The following is a 17,872-nucleotide window of genomic DNA, read 5'->3' as shown; positions in this document are numbered from 1 at the left end:
GTGGGTAGCGGTCGCACAAGTCAATATTCTGCGCATTTCATCCAGGTGAGGAGACATCGTAAATGCAACCAATGACGCACAATCCGGGTGCTGTCGGAATCGGCGCGCAGGTCGTCGCGAACGGGGCGCGCGGTCTGGCCGCCGGTACGACGGCAGCGGCCGAGGTCACCGCGCTGGTGCCGGCGGGCGCCGACGAGGTGTCGGCGCAGGCGGCGCTGGCTTTTGCCGCCGAAGGCGTCGAAACCCTCGCATTGAATACATTTGCGCAGCAAGAGATGGCGCGTGCGGGTGCGGCGTACATGGAGATCGCCGGTATCTACACCGCGGTCGACGGCGCCAACGCGGCCAACTTCTGACGGCTTCACCCCACTCGGCGAGGATGCACTAGGCGATGTTCTGGCATGCAATGCCGCCAGAGCTCAACACTGGACGGCTGATGGCCGGCGCCGGTCCGGCGCCGATGCTGCAGGCCGCCGCGGGGTGGGAGGTGTTGGCGGCCTTCCTGGAGACGCAGGCCGACGAACTGGCCTCGAGCCTGGCCGCGTTGTCGTCCACGTGGAGCGGATCGGCGAGTGAACGCGCCGTCGCTGCAACCATGCCGATGGTCGTCTGGCTAAGAACTGTCTCAGCTCAGGCGCAGAAGCGCGCACTGCAGGCCGTGGCACAGGCCAACTCGTACAGCCTCGCGATGGCGACTACGCCACCGCTGGCGGAGATCGAGCAAAACCACATTACCCACGCGGTGCTGGAAGCCACCAACTTCCTTGGCGTGAACACGGTTCCGATCGGGCTGAACGAGTTCGACTACTTCGTGCGGATGTGGAACCAGGCCGCCGGCGCGATGGACGTGTACCAGGCTGAAACGGCGATGAACATCATGTTCGAGCCGATCATGCCGATGAAACCCATCGTCATTCCGGGAATGGCTGAAGGCGCCGTCGGGGCAGCGCTCGGCCAGGCCGCGGCGATGGCGCCCGGGGCCGCGTTGCGCAACGCCGCGATCGCCCATGTCGGCGCGCAGGCCAGCGTCGAATCGGCGGGCCTGCAGACAGGGCGCGCGGTGGCGCAAGCCAACCAGGCTGCGGTGCATGCCGAGGGACAGGCGCAGCGCACCCAGAACGCCCACAACCTCGGACCGCAGGACACGCTGCAGCAGGGCATGCAGATGGGCATGCAGATGGGTGCTCAACTGGGCTCGACATTGGCCCAGATGCCGCAGCAGGCAAGCCAAATGGTCATGCAGCCCATGCAACAGTTGACCCAACCGCTGCAACAGGTGACCTCGATGTTCAGCCAGCTCGGCAGCCTGGGCGGCAGCGACACGGCGCAGCTGGGGTTGATCGGCGCCAGCCCGCTGTCCAACCATCCGCTGGCGGGTGGATCCGGTGCGAGCGTCGGGGCCGGTCTGGTGCGCGCCGCGTCGCTGCCCGGCGCCGGCGGCACGGCGGCACGAACTCCCTTGATGGCCAACCTGATCGGCGAAACCAAGCCGGTTGCGGTGGCGCCCGGCGCGGCGGCCGGAACGAGCGGGACGGGTGTGGCGCCGGTCGGCGCCGGCGGCGGGATGGGGCCGATGGGCGCCATGGGCCAACGCGGTACCAGCGGGGGCTCGAAGCAGGGGTTGACCGCACCGTCGGTGCTACCGCAAGACCTCGGTGAAGAGGAAGACGACGACTGGTAGTCGTCACCAGAAACTTCCCGGCCACCCGGCCGGAAAGACTCGCCATTTCCCCAGATATGTGGTGAGGACACAGGAAAAAAGAAAGAGAATCCAGCATGGCACAGATGAATACGGATGCCGCTGTCCTCGCCAAGGAGGCAGCGAACTTCGAACGTATCTCCGGTGAACTCAAGGCCGTCATCTCGCACGTCGAATCCACGGCAGGCGCGTTGGCCAGCCAGATGGTCGGCCAGGCAGGCACCGCGGCGCAGGCCGCACTGGTGCGCTACAACGAGGCGGCTGCCCGCCAGATCCAAGAGCTGAACGACATTTCAGCCAACATTCACACCTCGGGCACGCAGTATACGGTCACCGACGAAGACCAGGCCGGCATCGTCGCGGGCGCGATGGGCATCTGACCACTATCACCTAAAAGAACGGAAAATACAGACATGACCGAACAGGTATGGAACTTCGCCGGCATCGAAGGCGGAGCAAGCGAGATTCAGGGCGCCGTCGGACAGACCGCCGGCCTGCTCGACGAGGGCAAGGGCTCGCTCGCCGCGCTGGCCGCGGTGTGGGGCGGTTCGGGCTCGGAGGCCTACCAGGCCGTGCAGATGCGTTGGGACAGCACATCTGCCGAGCTCAACACGGCACTGCAGAACTTAGCGCAGACGATCAGCGAGGCCGGCGCGACGATGGCCCAAACCGAAGCCGGCGTTACCGGGATGTTCGCCTAACACGACGGTGCACGCGGGTGGGGGAGCGCGTCACGCAGACGGGCTCGCCCACTCCGCGCCTCGGCGTTTTTCCAACGATGAGAGGTACCCATGTCGGCCGACTATGACCGGCTCTTCCACTCCCCGGGCGATGCTGTGAAGACAGCCGACGAGGTAGCGGATCGCGACGCCGCCGCCACAGACGCGGCGGGCCCGATGCCCACCAGCGGCCCGGGCCGCAGTGAAGTGACGCCGCCCGCGCCGCCCATCACCCACCACGTGGCGCAGATCGGGTCCGCGCCGCCGGTGCGCGAGACCGAGGTCACCGCCCAGATGCCGCCGGCCAGGCCGACGCCCCCGCAGGCGCACGCCAACGGGATGATGCGCACGTCCCAGGCCGAGGTGCCCGCTGGTGCTCGTTACGAACAGCCGGGGCAGGCACCTGCGCCGCCGCCGCGGCCCGCTCCGGCGCCCGCGCCGAGCCAGCAATTCGCCGATGCGCCTTCGGAATCCAACGCCCCGCGGCGCTCGGCCCATCAAGCACCGACGTCCGCGGCCAGCATCGGCAATCACCGCGCGATCGATGCGCTGTCACACGTCGGCGTGAAGTCGGCCGTCAAGATGCCGTCGCAGCGCGGCTGGCGGCACCTGCTGTATGTGTTGACACGCATCAACCTGGGGCTCTCACCCGATGAGCTCTACGAGATGGAGTTGCACAGCCGGATCCGCCGCAACGCCCGCGACTCCTATCAGATCGGCGTCTTCGGGCTCAAGGGCGGCGTCGGTAAGACTGCCGTGACCGTGGCGCTCGGTTCTGCGCTGAGCAGGGTGCGCGGGGACCGAATCCTGGCCATCGACGCCGATCCGGACGCCGGCAACTTGGCCGACCGCGCCGGCCGCCAGTCGGCTGCGACCATCGCCGATCTGCTCTCCGACAAGGAGCTGGCGCGCTACAACGACATTCGTGCCTACACGAGCATGAACAGCGCCAACCTCGAGGTGCTCTCGTCGGAGGACTACAGCGGCGCGCGCCGCGAGTTCAACGACGAGGATTGGAAGGGCGTGACCAACATCGTGTCGCGCTACTACAACCTCGTGCTGGCCGACTGCGGTGCGGGGCTGTTCCAGCCCGCCGCCCGTGGCGTGCTGTCGACGGTGTCGGGTCTGATCATCGTCGCGAGCGCGTCGATCGACGGGGCGCGCCAAGCCGCGGTGACGATGGACTGGTTGCGGCAGAATGGATATCAGGATCTGCTGGGCCGCTCCTGCGTGGTGGTCAACCACGTGGTGCCGGGTAAACCGAACATCGACGTCGAGGACCTGGTGGAGCAGTTCGAACGCCATGTCCCGCCGGGCCGCGTTGTTGTGTTGCCGTGGGATAAGCACATCGCCGCGGGCACCGAGATCCAACTCGAGTTGCTTTCCAAGACGTTCCAGCGCCGCGTCATCGAGTTGGCTGCGGCACTGTCCGACGACTTCGACAGGATCGAGCGGCGTTGACCTCCACCGCCGCCGCAACAACGCCATCGGCTGTCACGCCGGGCCGGCCGTCGACCACACGGGTGACGATCCTGACCGGGCGGCGGATGACCGATCTGGTGTTGCCGGCGACGGCGCCGATCGAGAGCTACATCGACGAGACGGTTTCGGTGTTGGCCGAACTGCTCGAGGACACCCCCAAAGATGTGCTGGCGGGGTTCGACTTCTCCGCACAGGGGGTGTGGGCGTTCGCCCGGCCGGGTGCGCCGCCGCTGAAGTTCAGTGAGTCCCTCGACGACGCGGGCGTGGTCGACGGCTCGCTGCTGACGCTGGTCTCGGTCAGCCGCACCGAACGGTATCGGCCGCTGGTCGAGGATGTCATCGACGCGATCGCGGTGCTGGACGAATCACCGGAGTTCGACCGCGCGGCGCTGAACCGCTTTGTCGGGCTGGCGATTCCATTGGCGACGCTGGCGGTGACGGTGATGACGCTGGTGACCTGGGCGCAGACCGGACATGGCTGGTGGTGGGCGGTGGCGCTGGCGGCGCTCGGGCTGGGCCTGCTCGGCGGCAGCGCGGTCGCCACGAACCGGTACGGGAACCTCGAGGCGGCGGAAAGCCTGCTGGCGGCGTCGCTGCCCGCACTGGCCGGTGCGGCGGCGTTAGCGGTGCCGTTGCCGCGCGGGTTCGACTCACTGGGTGCACCGCAGGCGGCCGGCGCGGCCGCGGTCGTGCTGTTGGTGACGCTTGCCTCTCGCGGCGGCCCACGCCGAAGAGCCGAGCTGGCAGCGTTTTTGGCGGTCACCTCCATCGCGGCGACCGCGGCGGCCATCGCGTTCGGCTACGGGTGGCAGTACTGGGTGGCCGCCGGCGCCATCGCCTTCGGTCTGATCATCGTGACAAACGCCGCGAAGCTGACCGTCGCGGTGGCGCGGATCGCCTTGCCGCCGATCCCGGCGCCCGGTGAAACGGTGACCAACGACGAACTGCTCGACCCGGTGGCGACATCGGAGTTGACCGGCGACGAGTCACCGACCTGGCAGGCCATCATCGCGTCGGTTCCGGACTCCGCGGCGCGGCTGCACGAGCGCAGCGAGTTGGCCAAACGCCTGCTGATCGGTTTCGTCGCGGCGGGTGCGCTGATTCTGTCGGTGGGCGCGATCGGCGTTGTGGTGCAAGGCCATTTCTTCGCCCACAGCATGATCGTCGCCGGTCTGGTCACGGCGATCTGTGCGTTCCGGTCGCGGCTGTACGCGGAGCGGTGGTGCGCGTGGGCGTTGTTGGCGGCGACCGTTGTGGTCCCGACCGGCGTGATGGTTCGGCTGTGCCTGTGGTACCCGGAGCGGGCGTGGCTGGTGCTGAGCCTCTACACCGCCGCGGGGATCGTGGCGTTGATCGTCATCGGCGCGACCGCCGGGGTGCGCCGGGTCTCACCGGTGACCAAGCGGATTCTCGAACTGCTGGACGGTGCCTCGATCGCGGCCGTCATCCCGCTGCTGCTGTGGATCGCCAGCGTGTACGACGTGCTACGCAACCTGCGGTTCTGACGTCGCTCACTTGCGCGGCGGGCGCAGCACTTTCATCGCCATCCGCATGACCGGCGCTGGGAGCCGGTCCTTGGCCGAGAGCGCGGCGTCGGCGGCGCGCCCCCGCAGCGGGGTGCCCCGGCCGAAGACGCGGTTGAACGGTCCGCCGGTGGGTTCGAGGTCGAAGTGCAGCGGCGGTTTACCGTCGGCGGCGCCGAGCGCGTTGGCGATCACGATCCGCTGAATCTCGCTGGTGCCCTCGAAGATGGTGTACAGCTTGGCATCCCGATACCACTTCTCGACCGGGTGATCCTTGATGTAGCCCCAGCCGCCCATCGTCTGGATGGCGCGTTCGGTGGCGCGCACGGCGACCTCGCTGGCGGCCATCTTGCACATCGAGCCCTCACCGCGCTCGAACGGCACCCCGCTGGCGGCCATCCAGGACGCGCGCCAGGTGAGCAGCCGGGCCCCGTCGATCGCGGTCGCCAACTCGGCGAGCGGGAACGCGATGCCCTGGTTGTCGATGATCGGCGCGCCGAACGCCTCGCGGCGGTTGGCGTACTCGGTGGCGTATTCCAAAGCCGCCCTGGCGATCCCGAGCGCCTGCGCGGCGACCATCGGGTGGGTCTGCTCGAAGGTGCCCAGCGTCGCCGATCCGGAGTGTTTGGCACCGTGCGCCGACTTCTGGCTGGCCTCACGCGCCTTGGCCAGCTTGTGGTCGAGCTTCTCCTGCCCGCCGAGCAGCTGATCGGCCGGGATCCGGACGCCGTCGAACTTGAGTTCGGCGGTGTGTGAGGCCCGGCAGCCGAGCTTGTCGAGTTTGCGCACCAACTCCAGGCCCGGGGTGCCGCCGGGAACGATGAACAGCGCCTGGCCCTTGTGCCCGAGCTCCTCGTCGACGACCGCGTTGACCACGTGCACGTTGGCGATGCCGCCGTTGCCGATCCACATCTTGTGCCCGTCGATGATCCAGTCAGCGTCTTTTCCTGGGGCGGCACGGCGGGCCGTGGTCCGCAGGTTGCGCACGTCGCTGCCGCCTTCGGGCTCGGAGATCGCCAACGCCGCCAGCTTGAGATCACCTGGGGTGCCGAAACATTCGGGTGCCCACTGCAGCATCTGCTCCGGTGAGGCGGCCTGGCCGATCGCCGAGAGCGCCAGCGCGGGCATCACCACGGCCAACCCGATTCCGGCGCACCCCCAGAACAGCTCCTCCATGAACATCGGCAGCGACAGGCCGGTGGGATCTCCGATGAGGTCGCGGTAGAACAGCGGGCTGTAGAAGCCGCGCGTCGCCGCCTCTTCCAGCACCGGCCAAGGGAACTCCTGGCGCGCGTCGTACTCGGCGGCCACCGGGCGCACGACGTCGACGGCGAACTCGTGCGTGCGTCGCGCGAGGTCGTGCTGCGCCCCGGTCGGGGTGAGGTCGAAGCCCATCGAGCACCCGATTAGCCGTTCGGCGCCGCTGTGAAACCCCGTCGGCGCAACGACGAGGCCCCCGGATACGCGGGGGGGGGGGCGCATCCGGGGGCCTGCTGTGAGGGGGTTACTTCACGTCGACGTACACGGTCTTGTTGACCACTCGGGTGCTGAGGTCATGGCCCACACCCTTGCTGTTGGTTTCGGTGTAGGTCTGGCCCGACCGCACCGACACCACATCGGCCCGGTCGAGCGGCGCGTTGCCGATCCGGTTGACGATCACGTTGTAGCCCTCCGACTCGAGCTGGCTGATCGTCTCCTCGGCGTTTCCCGGTCCGGACGGCGCGGCCGAAACTGGGGCGGCAAACCCGACGACGGCGGCGGCCAGTGCGCTGGCGGCGATGGTGACAATGCTGAACTTCTTCATCAATCCCAGCCTTCTTCTCTTCTCGTTCTGACGAATCCGAGCCGTGGCAGGTGTCGCGGTTCGTGCTGCAGCTACCCAGTTCAAACCGGACCGTCAAGGGTTTAATCCCACTGGCAGAAATTGAATGTCAGCTGGCAGCAATTGTGCTGCGGCGCAGCCGATGCCCACGTACTGCGCACCGGATTGGACCGGCCTCAGCGCTGCACGGTCGCGTCTTGACCGCCGTGATCGCGGCGCAGCGTCGTCTTGAGGACTTTCCCGGTGGCGTTGCGGGGCAGTTCCGCCACGAACTCCACGCGGGTGGGGCACTTGAAGTGGGCCAGCCGCTCGCGGGCGTAGCCGATCAGCTCGGCTGCGGGTACCGGCGCTTCGTCGTTGCGGGCGCCGGTCCCCGGAAAGAAACGCCCGCCGGCTGATCCAGCTGCCGATGCCGCCCGTGGCCGCGTTCGCCGCAGTATCCAGTGCCCAGCCCTTCGCCGACGTTCGCGTGCCTCGATGATCGTCGACGGACCCACAAGGGCCCAGTGCCCACCGGAATCGAACGTATGATCGAGTAGTGGGTGAGTTGCAGTCGATCGGCTACCACGGACAGCCGGTCCAACAGGCCTTTCGTCGGGTCGACCCGCCCGTTGCCGTGCTCGTCGACCTGGCCGCCGTCTTCCCGCGCGAGCCACACCACAGCGGCGGCTACAACCCCGCGGGGCTGCAGATGCACTCGATCGTGGAGGGCAAGCTGACCTGCTGGGGCCTGTGCGAGCAGGGCTACTGGTGGGGCCTGGTCACCTACGAAATCGCTTACGGCGCACGCCGAAACCGCGTCACACACTGGATTCCGGCGTGGACGCTGAAGCGCAAGGCCGACTAGGGCCTTGGCCCCCGCGCTGGCTACGGGCCTTCGTCGTCTTCGGGCAGCAGGTACTTCTCGGGGTGGTGGTAGTTGTTGACGCGGGCCTGGCCGGTATCGAGGTAGGCTGGCGGCAGCCACTCGGTGCGTCCGTCGGCGCGCGGACGGGTGGTCCAACCGCCGTCGCTGTCGATCAGCCGGTTGTGCGGCGGGCAGGCGAAGGTGAGCTCGTTGATGTCGGTCTGTCCGCCGTTGATCCAGTCGGCGGCGGCATGGTGGACTTCGCACCAGTAACCCGGCGCGCTGCAGCCCGGCTTGGTGCAACCGCGATCACGCGAGTGCAGCACGATGCGCTGTCCCGGGGTGGCGAAGCGCTTGGCCCGCCCGGCATACAGCGGCAGCTCGGTGTGGCCGTCATAGACCACCAGATAGTGGTGTGCTTGGGAGGCCAGCCGGATCACGTCGCTCATCGGCAGCAACGTGCCTCCGCCGGTGACCGCCATGCCGGACGCCGACTCCAACTCCTTCAGCGTGGTCGACACGATGATCGAGGCCGGCAACCCTTTGTGCTGACCCAGTTGCCCGGAGGCCAGCACCGCGCGGCCCATAGCCTTGAGGGCATCGTGGTTGCGCTGACCTTGGCTGCGCATATCGCTGTGGCGCTGCTCGGGTGTGGGTTCACCATCCACGCAGGGACTTTCGTCATCCGGGTTACACATACCCGGAGCGGCCTTCTTGGCGAGCACTGCTTCCAATGTCGCGCGGGCTTCCGGATCCAGCCAGCCGGTGATCCTGCTCATCCCATCGCGGCCCTGGGTACCGATGTGCAGACTGCGCCGCCGGGCGCGCTCCTTGTCGTTGGGCATCGGACCGTCCTGGTCCAGCAGCATCGCCAGCCGGTCGGCGGCCTTGCGCAGTTCCTCCGGACGCAGCCCGGCCGCGATGTACGCCAGATCAGCCTCGGCCGACTCACGCGACTGATAGTCCACGTGCGCGGGTAGCTCCTGGAAGAACGTCTCGATGATGCGCACCTGCTCCGCGCCCAGCGCACCTTCGGCCTGGGCGGCCGCGGTGGCGGGCAGCAGCGGCGCCAACCGTTCCCCGGTCATCGCGGTGCGCGGACCGAGCGCCTGCGCCGAGTCGATCCGGCGCTTGGCCTCGTCTCTCGAAATCAGCAACGCCGTACACATCGCCTCGGCCAGCGACGACGCCCCCAACGCCTTCGGGTCCTCGAGCGCCAACCGCGAGATCAGCACATGGTCGACGGCCGCGTCGCGGCGACGCACTCGCTCCAGCCGGTTCTGCACGGCCACCAACTCGCGGCCGGTCAACCCCTCAAGCGACAAGCCGGCCAGTTTCTGATGGGCGGCCTCCACCTCGCCGACGGCCGCGAAGACCGCCTTGGATGAGGTGACACCGCACATCGTCATGGCTGAGTGACCGCCTCCCGGATGCGCCGCTGCGCCTCACCGGGGGAGATGCGCAGCCGCCTGGCCAGGTCCTTCGCCGAACACGCCCCGACGGGGCGAGCCGCGCCGCCTTCGGCGACCAGCCGGCCGATGAGCTTGCGGTTCAGCGTGGCGCGCTGCTGCTCCAGCCTGTCGAGCCCGGCCACCAGTGCATACAGATCGGTGCGCGACAGCCTGTCCAGGGGCAGCGCCGCCAACTCCTTGTAGGCGCTTTCGATCGACGTCAGCACGTCGACCGCGGACACTGTATTCGAACGCATGTGCGAAAGTCTACCGCCCTCGGCCGACACCCGGCGGAAGTTATCCACAGGTCCGGAATACTTGGACCGCAGTCCGGTTAGTCCCAGTATGCCTGCCATCACCGCTGACACCCTGACCCTTCCCCGGGTCGCGGCGCCGTCGCCGTCAGACACCGAACGCCCCGTCCGCTCGATCACCACGGGCCCGCGCGGCTACGAGGGTGAGGGCTTTCCGGTCGTGCGGGCGTTCGCCGGCGTCGGCGCCGCCGACCTCGACCCGTTCGTGCACATGGACCAGATGGGTGAAGTCGACTACGAACCCGGCGCGCCCCGGGGCACCGACTGGCATCCGCACCGCGGCTTCGAAACCGTCACGTACATGATCGACGGCCGCTTCGCGCACCAGGACTCACATGGCGGTGGCGGGTTGATCACCGACGGCGCCACCCAGTGGATGACGGCAGGCTCCGGCATCCTGCACATCGAGACCCCGCCCGCCGAACTCGTCGAGAGCGGCGGGTTGTTCCACGGCATCCAACTATGGGTGAACCTGCCGCGCCGCAACAAGTTCGCCGCGCCCCGATACCAGGCCATCGAAGGCGCCGACGTCAAACTGTTGTCCTCGGCCGACGGCGGTGCGCTGGTGCGCGTCATCGCCGGCGACGTCGACGGCCAGCACGGCCCCGGCATCACGCACACGCCGATCACCCTGGCGCACACCACGATCCAGCCCGGCGCACGGCTGAACCTCCCGTGGCGGCGCGAGTTCAACGCCCTGGTCTACGTGCTGTCCGGCCGCGGCACCGTCGGCGCGGCGCAACATCCGATCCGGCAGGGCCAACTGGCGGTGCTCGGCGCGGGCGACCGGATCAGCGTCGCGGCCGACACCGGCCAGGACGCCCACCGTCCCGCGCTCGAGGTCCTGCTGCTCGGTGGCCAGCCCATCCGCGAACCGGTGGTCCACTACGGCCCGTTCGTGATGAACACCAAGGCCGAGCTGATCCAGGCCCTCGAGGACTACCAGGCCGGCAAGTTCGGCACCGTGCCGCCCAATGCGCTGATGCCGCACCGCATCTGAGCCCAAGCGCGTCAGGAATGGCTGGGATACAACAACTCCAGACCGCCCAGGTGGGCCGCGACCGTGACCAGCGGCAGCGCGGCGGCAACGGCGAGATCAGTGTCGGCCTGCAGCGCCCGGACCTGGGGGGCCTCTGCGCGCAGCGTCAACACGAAGTCGTCGCTGATCGGCGGTGGTGACTGCCGGCTGCTGCCGATGATCCGGTCGCTCACCGCCTTGGCGTGGGCTTCCAGCACCGCCTTGGTTTGGTCGTATACCCCAAGCGGCGGCGGGACGACGTCGGTGATCAGCTCCGCGGCGGCGCGCAGCCGGACCGCCCCGTTGGCCGCGCGCACCGTCGGGGCCCGCACGTCGGTCACGCCGCCGTTCTCCGAAAGAAATTGGCGCACCGCATCATCGACGGTGCGTGTGGCGACTAGCGCATTGTGGCTGAGCGTGAGCACACGGTTTGTGGCCTCTTCGGAGGCACCACGTGTGACGCGCTGAACGGCTGCCTTGAGGAACGCTGCACCGAGGGTGAACGCCCGGTCGATCGTGGCGTTCACCCGCGCCGCGGCTCCGCGAGGCCACAGCAGCAGGGACACCATGACCCCCACCAGCGCGCCGACCACCACGTCCTCGACGCGGGCCAACCCGACGCTCCAGCCCGTCGGCGCTATCAGGTTGAACGTGATCAGCACCATCATGGTGAACGCCGCCTGTCCGGCGATGAACGATGCGATCTCGGGCACGAACGCCGAACCGAACGCCACGATCGGCAGCAGCGTCCACATGACAATCGGATCGACGCCGACGAGCTCGATGACGATGACACCCAGGATGAACCCGATGCCGGTGCCGGTGACGGCCCGCACGACGCGGGTGCCGGTGGTCAGCGCGCTGCTGCGCAGCACCGACATCGCGCCGAGCACCACCCAGAAGCCGTGCTCGAGCGGCAGCACGTGCGTCACGGCGACCGCAAGCGCGAGACCGAGGCCGGTGCGCACGCTGTTGCGGAACACCACCGCCCTGGTGGCCAGAAAACCCCGGGTGATCTGCGCGACGGCGGTGGTCTCGGGCATCACCCAGTCGGCCGTGCCGGTCGGTGGCAGACCCCGGCCGAGCACCCGGTCCCAGACCGGGCGGCCGTCGGCGGCCGCCGCGTTGCGGATGACGCGTCCGGTCACCCCGACGGTCGCCGAAAAGGTGCGCCGGCCCAACAGGTTTCGACCAACCGTCACCGCGGCGGTGTCGTCAGGACTGTCGAGGATCGCGACGATGTCCTCGCGGTAGTTGCCCTGCGCGACGGACCGCAGCTCGCTCAGCGCGATGTTGAGATCGGTGCCCAAGGCGCTTCGCGTCACCCGGTCGGGCGTCTGCAGGACGGCGGCGCCGTCGCGCAGCACCCGCACCAGTGGCGGTTTCATCACGCCGAGTTGGTGCCCGGTGTCTTCGGTGAGCCGGTCCGACAGATAGCCGAGGTCGTCCACCACGCGCACCAGCGCGCGACTGCCCGCGCTGAGGGCGACGGGGCGGAAGTCGGCGTTGAGGAACGTCTCCCACAGCGCGTTCATCGCGCGGGTCACCTCTTTGACCGTCGCGCCGCCCTCCAGCGCGTCGGCGAGCTTGGTGCAGACCGCGGCCGCGTTGTCGCGCAATTCGTCGTGATGGCGTGGTGGCAGGAGGAACAACGCGGCAGGCACGCACACGGCCAACGCGATGAGCCAGCCGAGCAGCCGCTCGGGGATGGGGCCCACGGGGGTGCATACGGGCAGCACGAAGGTGAGCAGGGTGGCGCGCTGACCCGCGGCGACGATCTCGCTGAGCACTCCGAAGAACGTCACCGCCACGCCGAGCAGGAACATCACCACGACCGCCAGCCACGGATGCGGCGCGACCAGGGTCCCTAGCGTGATGAGGACGACGCCGTTGACGCCGAGGCCGCCGTAGGCCAGCGCCCGGGCCGGCCGGTTGCCGGGGAAGTCGACCACGATCAGCAGTGCCACCGAGCCGAAGATGGTGAACAGCGGCGTCTGCGAGTCGCCGGCGACCAGGAAGCTGACCGCCGCGGCGACCGGCAGCATCACCGCTGCCCGCGTCGCGCGGCGCAACGCGTCGTGCTCGGGGTCGCGTTGGCGGATCCGGTCGACCACGCGGCGCCACAGCCGCACCGGGCCACGTAGCAATGATGTTGATGGGGTCGACCGGGGCCGAGTGCTCGATGTGGCGCCCGAGTTAGCTTTCATCGAAGACCGACGTGAACCGGCCGGATTCGAGGGCGCTGATCATCTGGGCCGCGATCCACTCGAGCGCGTGGGCGTCGCGTGGCAGGGCGGCCTGTTCGTATCCGATCAGCAAATAGACCGCCCACGCGGCGAACACCTGCGCCTGACGCACATGTTGCAGGATCTCGTAGGCCGACTCGTACACGATCTCGTAGCGTTGCTGGTCGACCGCGGATTGCACGGTCCGCACGTCAGGGTCGATCGCACTCCACACCCGAATCGCGGCCTCGGCCCCGTGGGGCAGGCCCAAGGCGCTCTGCACCAGCATGTCGATGCGCCGGCGCGGATCGGGTTCGGCGCGCACGGTGTCGACGACGCGCACGGTGCGGACCTGCATCCAGTGCGCGACCAGCGCCTTGGTGTACGCAGGCCAGTTCGGGAAGTAGTGATAGAACGATCCGGTCGTGACGCCGAGGCGGTTGCACACCTCGGCCAGTTTCAGCCCGCCATAGCCGAGGTCGGACAGGACGTCGAGACCCGTCTCGAAGTAGGCCTCACGCGATGCGACGCTCGCCATGGGACGCGACCCTAGTTCGTGAACCTGTGTCTTCTCTACGGCGGATTCGTCGCTACACCGTCGGATGCTTTGCTGGTCGGGCGGTCCTGACGCCGCCGTAAGCATCCTGGTGCAGTTATCCCCGGTGACCTGTGGCACAATTTCTCCGTGCCGCACACCGCGAGTAGGGGCCCCGGTCGTCCCCCCGCAGCGAAGGCCGCCGAGACCCGGGAGCGCATCGTAAAGGCGGCTCGCGAAGTCTTCAGCGAACTCGGATACGACGCCGCCACTTTCCAGGCGATCGCCATCCGCGCCGACCTGACCCGGCCGGCGATCAACCACTACTTCGCCAGCAAGCAGGTGTTGTGGCGCGAGGTCGTCGAGCAAACCAACGCGACGATCGCCAGGGTGGGCAAGGCCCGCGCCGAAGCCGAGACGAACCTGCTCGACCGGCTGACCGTCTATTTCACCGTCGCGATGCAGGCAGACTCTGAGGACCGGTCGGCGGCGGCGTTTCTCGTCACGTCGGTGCTGGAGGCTCAGCGGCACCCCGAACTCGGCGGCGACGAACACGATTCGCTGGAGAACTCTCGTGAGTTCATCACGTGGGCGGTCAACGACGCGATCGAACGCGGTGAGCTCAGCACGGACACCGACATCAAGTACCTGGTCGAGATGCTGGTCGCGGTGATGTGGGGGATGGGCTTCTATGCGGGTTTCGTCGGCACGCACGAAGAACTGACCGCGGTCATCCGTAACTTCGAGCTGTTGATGGCCAACAAGCTGTGGCAACTCAAGTCGTAGCGCCGGTGACGTCGCCCACAGTTCGGATAGCATGTCTAAGTTATTGGCTTACCATGGCGCACGATGAGTTCACTGCGCACTGACGACGACACCTGGGACATCGCCACCAGCGTTGGCTCGACCGCGGTGATGGTGGCGGCCTCCCGCGCCGCCGAGACCGCCCGCGACGAGCCGCTGATCCGCGACCCGTTCGCCAAGGTGCTTGTCGCCGGCGCAGGAACAGGGATCTGGGAGTTCATCCTCGACGATGCGTTCAAGGCCAAGGTCGCCGAGGTCGACCCCGAGGTCGCCGTGATCTTCGAGCACATGGGCAACTACCAGGCCGTGCGCACACACTTCTTCGACCGGTTCTTCACCGACGCCGCCGACGCGGGGATCCGCCAGGCCGTCATCTTGGCGTCCGGCCTGGATTCGCGCGCCTACCGGCTGCCGTGGCCGGCCGGCACCGTGGTCTACGAGATCGATCAGCCCAAGGTGCTCGAGTACAAGGCCGCGCGGCTGGCCGAGCACGGCACGCTGCCGTCGGTGCGACGGCACGCGGTACCGGTCGACCTGCGCTTCGACTGGCCGGCAGCGCTGCGCGACGCCGGTTTCGACGCCGACGCGCCCACCGCGTGGCTGACCGAGGGACTGCTGATGTACCTGCCAGCCGACGCCCAGGACCGGCTGTTCGAGCAGGTCACTGCGCTCAGCGCACCGGGAAGCCGGGTCGCCGTCGAGACCGTCGGCACGCAGGCCGACGAGCGTCGCGAACAGATGCGGGCGCGGTTCGAACGCATCGCCGCCCAGTTCGGCATGGAAGAAACGCTCGACGTCGCCGACCTGATGTACAACGACCCCGACCGCGCCGACGTCGCGCAGTGGCTCGACGCGCACGGCTGGCGCTCCGCCGCCGTCACCTCCCGCGACGAGATGCAACGCCTGGACCGGTGGGTGCTGCCACCCGAGGAGTACCAGGCCGACGCGTTCTCCGCGTTCGTCACCGCTGAGAAGGCGTGCTAACCGCCCGAACGGACGATATAAGGGGGACAAAGTTGCCCCTACAGGGTGGCCCAACCGGTTGGTTAGGATCGGGTATTCCTCGGGTCAGGAAGGACACCCACCATGACCACTGAATCCGTCGCGCCCGCGCCACCCACCACCGACATCCCCGGTGTCGTGCGCCGACTGCGCGAGACGTTCAAGACCGGCCGCACCAGGGATTTGGCCTGGCGCAAGCAGCAGTTGCTGGCAATGGAAAAGCTCGTCACCGAAAACGAGGACGCCATCGCCGAGGCGCTGCACCAGGACCTCGGCCGCAACCGCTTTGAAGCGTGGCTGGCCGACATCGCCAGCACCGCCGGTGAGGCCAAGGACGCCGCGAAGAACGTGCGCAAGTGGGCCCGCCGCCGCTACCGGCTGCTGGAGTTGTCGCAGCTGCCCGGACGCGGCTGGGTCGAATACGAGCCCTACGGCACCGTGCTGGTGATCGGCGCGTGGAACTTTCCGTTCGTGTTGACCCTCGGGCCTGCCATCGGGGCGATCGCGGCCGGCAACACCGTCGTGCTCAAACCCTCCGAGGTGTGCCCGGCGTCCTCGGCGCTGATGGCCGAGTTGGTACCGCGTTACCTCGACAACGACGCCATCGTGGTGGTCGAGGGCGACGGCAGCGTCAGCCAGGAGCTCATCGCGCAGGGCTTCGACCACATCTGCTTCACGGGCGGCACCGAGATCGGCCGCAAGGTCTACGAAGGCGCCGCACCGCACCTGACGCCGGTCACCCTGGAACTGGGCGGCAAGAGCCCGGTGATCGTGTCCGCCGACGCCGACATCGACGTCGCGGCCAAGCGGATCGCGTGGACCAAGCTGATCAACTCCGGCCAGATCTGCATCGCGCCCGACTACGTGCTGGCCGATGTGAAGATCCGCGATCAGCTCGTCGACAAGATCAAAGAAGCGGTGACGACGTTCGAGTCCGAAAACCCCAGCGGCAAGCGCATTGTCAACGAGCGCCACTTCAACCGGCTCGTCTCCGCACTCGATGCGACCAAGGGTGAGGTCGCCATCGGCGGCGGATCGGACCCGTCGACGATCAGCATCCAGCCGACCGTAGTCGTCGACCCCGATCCCGCCGAGCCGCTGATGACCGACGAGATCTTCGGCCCGATCCTGCCGGTCATGACGGTGAAATCCCTCGACGACGCAATCGGATTCGTTAACTCGCGGCCCAAACCGCTGGCGGCCTACCTGTTCACCAAGACCAAGAGCATCCGGGAACGGGTGATCAAGGAAGTGTCGGCGGGCGGCATGGTGGTCAACCACCTGCTGTTCCACTTCGCCACCAACAAGCTGCCCTTCGGCGGCGTCGGCCCGTCGGGCATGGGCGCCTACCACGGCAGGTACGGCTTCGAGCAGTTCAGCCACAAGAAGACGGTGATGACCAAGCCGACCCGACCCGATGTCGGAGCCTTCATCTATCCCCCGTATACAGAGAAGGCACTTAAGCTCGCCAAACGTTTGTTCTAGTCGGCGATTTCGGTGCGCTGAGTAGCGCTGGGCGCAACTGATCGCACCGAAATCCACAGTTGAGAAGGGAACCCCATGCCAGGAGTGCAGGATCGCGTCATCGTCGTCACCGGGGCCGGCGGCGGCCTCGGACGCGACTACGCGTTGACGCTCGCCAAGGAGGGCGCCAGCGTCGTCGTCAACGATCTCGGCGGTGCCCGCGACGGCACCGGCGCCGGTTCGGCAATGGCCGACGAGGTCGTCAAGGAGATCAAGGATGCTGGCGGCCGCGCGGTGGCCAACTACGACTCGGTGGCCGAACCCGAGGGCGCCGAGAACATCATCAAGACCGCTTTGGATGAGTTCGGCAAGGTCGACGGCGTGGTCTCCAACGCGGGCATCCTGCGCGACGGCACCTTCCACAAGATGGAGTTCGCGAACTGGGACGCGGTGCTCAAGGTGCACCTCTACGGCGGCTACAACGTGATCCGCGCGGCCTGGCCGCATTTTCGCGGGAACAGCTTCGGCCGCGTGGTGGTGGCGACCTCGACCAGCGGGCTGTTCGGCAACTTCGGGCAGGCCAACTACGGCGCCGCGAAGCTGGGCCTGGTCGGGCTGATCAACACGCTGGCCCAGGAGGGCGCGAAGTACAACATCAAGACCAACGCCGTCGCGCCCATCGCGGCGACCCGGATGACGCAGGACATCCTGCCGCCGGAGGTCTTCGAGAAGCTGACGCCCGAGTACGTGGCGCCGGTGGTGGCCTACCTGTGCACCGAGGAACTGCCCGACACCGCGTCGGTCTTCATCGTCGGCGGCGGCAAGGTGCAGCGCGCCGCGCTGTTCCAGAACGAGGGTGTGACGTTCACCGAGGTGCCGTCGGTCGACGACATCGCCGCCAAGTGGGGCGAGATCACTGACCTGTCGGCTGCGCAGCGCGCGACGTTCAGCCTCGGCTGATCAGCAT

At 67.9% G+C, this 17,872-nt stretch carries 18 protein-coding genes and 1 pseudogene; 12 read left to right on the top strand and 7 right to left on the bottom strand.

Annotated elements, in window-relative coordinates; all coding sequences use genetic code 11:
• The first annotated feature begins 62 nt into the window (after positions 1 to 62).
• From ABQE44_RS11455 to eccD, 6 genes are all read left to right on the top strand, one after another.
• The gene (locus ABQE44_RS11455; RefSeq protein WP_448391476.1) at positions 63 to 356 is read left to right on the top strand and encodes a PE family protein; all 294 of its coding nucleotides are present in this window, start codon (positions 63 to 65) and stop codon (positions 354 to 356) included.
• A 35-nt stretch (positions 357 to 391) separates the two neighbouring features.
• Positions 392 to 1,681, top strand: a complete 1,290-nt coding sequence (locus ABQE44_RS11450) for a PPE family protein (protein ID WP_448391475.1) — start codon at positions 392 to 394, stop codon at positions 1,679 to 1,681.
• Between the two features lie 95 nt (positions 1,682 to 1,776).
• A complete protein-coding gene (locus ABQE44_RS11445; protein WP_448391474.1) occupies positions 1,777 to 2,079 on the top strand; it encodes a WXG100 family type VII secretion target in 303 nt (100 codons plus the stop codon).
• 33 nt (positions 2,080 to 2,112) lie between these two features.
• Positions 2,113 to 2,400 carry a WXG100 family type VII secretion target gene (locus ABQE44_RS11440; protein ID WP_069404752.1) on the top strand — a complete coding sequence of 96 codons (288 nt, stop codon included), beginning with the start codon at positions 2,113 to 2,115 and terminating at the stop codon, positions 2,398 to 2,400.
• Positions 2,401 to 2,490: 90 nt separating this feature from the next.
• Positions 2,491 to 3,879: a MinD/ParA family ATP-binding protein gene (locus ABQE44_RS11435; RefSeq protein WP_448391473.1), complete on the top strand. Its 1,389-nt coding sequence runs from the start codon at positions 2,491 to 2,493 to the stop codon at positions 3,877 to 3,879.
• Positions 3,876 to 5,405, top strand: a complete 1,530-nt coding sequence (gene eccD, locus ABQE44_RS11430) for a type VII secretion integral membrane protein EccD (protein ID WP_448391472.1) — start codon at positions 3,876 to 3,878, stop codon at positions 5,403 to 5,405. The genes ABQE44_RS11435 and eccD overlap by 4 nt, the downstream gene beginning before the upstream one ends.
• Before the next feature lie 6 nt (positions 5,406 to 5,411).
• Here the strand turns inward: eccD and ABQE44_RS11425 are convergent, their stop codons facing one another.
• From ABQE44_RS11425 to ABQE44_RS11415, 3 genes and pseudogenes are all read right to left on the bottom strand, one after another.
• Positions 5,412 to 6,818 (bottom strand): acyl-CoA dehydrogenase family protein, encoded by a 1,407-nt coding sequence (locus ABQE44_RS11425; protein WP_448429924.1) that lies wholly within the window; start codon positions 6,816 to 6,818, stop codon positions 5,412 to 5,414.
• Positions 6,819 to 6,927: 109 nt separating this feature from the next.
• Positions 6,928 to 7,227 (bottom strand): hypothetical protein, encoded by a 300-nt coding sequence (locus tag ABQE44_RS11420; protein ID WP_448429860.1) that lies wholly within the window; start codon positions 7,225 to 7,227, stop codon positions 6,928 to 6,930.
• 194 nt (positions 7,228 to 7,421) lie between these two features.
• Positions 7,422 to 7,583, bottom strand: a pseudogene (locus ABQE44_RS11415) (AMP-binding enzyme); the annotation flags it as partial.
• 200 nt (positions 7,584 to 7,783) lie between these two features.
• Here ABQE44_RS11415 and ABQE44_RS11410 point away from each other — a divergent pair.
• Entirely contained in the window at positions 7,784 to 8,092 is a 309-nt protein-coding gene (locus ABQE44_RS11410) for a hypothetical protein (RefSeq protein WP_448429858.1), read from the top strand.
• Positions 8,093 to 8,112: 20 nt separating this feature from the next.
• Here the strand turns inward: ABQE44_RS11410 and ABQE44_RS11405 are convergent, their stop codons facing one another.
• Positions 8,113 to 9,501, bottom strand: a complete 1,389-nt coding sequence (locus tag ABQE44_RS11405; protein ID WP_448429856.1) for an HNH endonuclease signature motif containing protein — start codon at positions 9,499 to 9,501, stop codon at positions 8,113 to 8,115.
• Positions 9,498 to 9,800: a DUF222 domain-containing protein gene (locus ABQE44_RS11400; RefSeq protein WP_448391468.1), complete on the bottom strand. Its 303-nt coding sequence runs from the start codon at positions 9,798 to 9,800 to the stop codon at positions 9,498 to 9,500. The genes ABQE44_RS11405 and ABQE44_RS11400 overlap by 4 nt, the downstream gene beginning before the upstream one ends.
• An 88-nt stretch (positions 9,801 to 9,888) precedes the next feature.
• Between ABQE44_RS11400 and ABQE44_RS11395 the strand changes: the two genes are divergently transcribed.
• Positions 9,889 to 10,857 (top strand): pirin family protein, encoded by a 969-nt coding sequence (locus tag ABQE44_RS11395; RefSeq protein ID WP_448429854.1) that lies wholly within the window; start codon positions 9,889 to 9,891, stop codon positions 10,855 to 10,857.
• Positions 10,858 to 10,868: 11 nt separating this feature from the next.
• Here ABQE44_RS11395 and ABQE44_RS11390 read toward each other — a convergent pair whose 3' ends face one another.
• Both ABQE44_RS11390 and ABQE44_RS11385 read right to left on the bottom strand, forming a co-directional pair.
• Positions 10,869 to 13,022, bottom strand: a complete 2,154-nt coding sequence (locus ABQE44_RS11390) for an FUSC family protein (protein WP_448429852.1) — start codon at positions 13,020 to 13,022, stop codon at positions 10,869 to 10,871.
• 49 nt (positions 13,023 to 13,071) lie between these two features.
• Positions 13,072 to 13,638, bottom strand: coding sequence for a TetR/AcrR family transcriptional regulator (locus ABQE44_RS11385; RefSeq protein ID WP_448391465.1), 567 nt, complete (start codon positions 13,636 to 13,638; stop codon positions 13,072 to 13,074).
• 147 nt (positions 13,639 to 13,785) lie between these two features.
• On the opposite strand from ABQE44_RS11385, the gene ABQE44_RS11380 reads away from it, so the two are divergent.
• The 4 genes from ABQE44_RS11380 (at position 13,786) to ABQE44_RS11365 (ending at position 17,865) form a co-directional block, all read left to right on the top strand.
• A complete protein-coding gene (locus ABQE44_RS11380; protein WP_448391464.1) occupies positions 13,786 to 14,421 on the top strand; it encodes a TetR/AcrR family transcriptional regulator in 636 nt (211 codons plus the stop codon).
• 63 nt (positions 14,422 to 14,484) lie between these two features.
• Entirely contained in the window at positions 14,485 to 15,423 is a 939-nt protein-coding gene (locus ABQE44_RS11375) for a class I SAM-dependent methyltransferase (protein ID WP_448429850.1), read from the top strand.
• 102 nt (positions 15,424 to 15,525) lie between these two features.
• Positions 15,526 to 16,926: an aldehyde dehydrogenase family protein gene (locus ABQE44_RS11370; protein WP_448429848.1), complete on the top strand. Its 1,401-nt coding sequence runs from the start codon at positions 15,526 to 15,528 to the stop codon at positions 16,924 to 16,926.
• A 75-nt stretch (positions 16,927 to 17,001) separates the two neighbouring features.
• Positions 17,002 to 17,865, top strand: coding sequence for an SDR family oxidoreductase (locus tag ABQE44_RS11365; RefSeq protein WP_448429846.1), 864 nt, complete (start codon positions 17,002 to 17,004; stop codon positions 17,863 to 17,865).
• Positions 17,866 to 17,872: the final 7 nt, after the last annotated feature.

The sequence above is a fragment of the Mycolicibacterium sp. XJ2546 genome, assembly GCF_053483195.1.
Note: the sequence above shows the minus strand (reverse complement) of the source record. Positions and strands in the feature narration are given on the sequence as shown.

Bases quoted from the DNA above. Each gene is read 5' to 3' on its own strand.
- ABQE44_RS11405 (WP_448429856.1), bottom strand. From the start codon at position 9,501: ATGACGATGTGCGGTGTCACCTCATCCAAGGCGGTCTTCGCGGCCGTC.
- ABQE44_RS11440 (WP_069404752.1), top strand. From the start codon at position 2,113: ATGACCGAACAGGTATGGAACTTCGCCGGCATCGAAGGCGGAGCAAGC.
- ABQE44_RS11400 (WP_448391468.1), bottom strand. From the start codon at position 9,800: ATGCGTTCGAATACAGTGTCCGCGGTCGACGTGCTGACGTCGATCGAA.
- ABQE44_RS11425 (WP_448429924.1), bottom strand. From the start codon at position 6,818: ATGGGCTTCGACCTCACCCCGACCGGGGCGCAGCACGACCTCGCGCGA.
- ABQE44_RS11420 (WP_448429860.1), bottom strand. From the start codon at position 7,227: ATGAAGAAGTTCAGCATTGTCACCATCGCCGCCAGCGCACTGGCCGCC.
- ABQE44_RS11370 (WP_448429848.1), top strand. From the start codon at position 15,526: ATGACCACTGAATCCGTCGCGCCCGCGCCACCCACCACCGACATCCCC.
- ABQE44_RS11455 (WP_448391476.1), top strand. From the start codon at position 63: ATGCAACCAATGACGCACAATCCGGGTGCTGTCGGAATCGGCGCGCAG.
- ABQE44_RS11365 (WP_448429846.1), top strand. From the start codon at position 17,002: ATGCCAGGAGTGCAGGATCGCGTCATCGTCGTCACCGGGGCCGGCGGC.
- ABQE44_RS11395 (WP_448429854.1), top strand. From the start codon at position 9,889: ATGCCTGCCATCACCGCTGACACCCTGACCCTTCCCCGGGTCGCGGCG.
- ABQE44_RS11385 (WP_448391465.1), bottom strand. From the start codon at position 13,638: ATGGCGAGCGTCGCATCGCGTGAGGCCTACTTCGAGACGGGTCTCGAC.
- ABQE44_RS11450 (WP_448391475.1), top strand. From the start codon at position 392: ATGTTCTGGCATGCAATGCCGCCAGAGCTCAACACTGGACGGCTGATG.
- ABQE44_RS11435 (WP_448391473.1), top strand. From the start codon at position 2,491: ATGTCGGCCGACTATGACCGGCTCTTCCACTCCCCGGGCGATGCTGTG.
- ABQE44_RS11445 (WP_448391474.1), top strand. From the start codon at position 1,777: ATGGCACAGATGAATACGGATGCCGCTGTCCTCGCCAAGGAGGCAGCG.
- ABQE44_RS11375 (WP_448429850.1), top strand. From the start codon at position 14,485: ATGAGTTCACTGCGCACTGACGACGACACCTGGGACATCGCCACCAGC.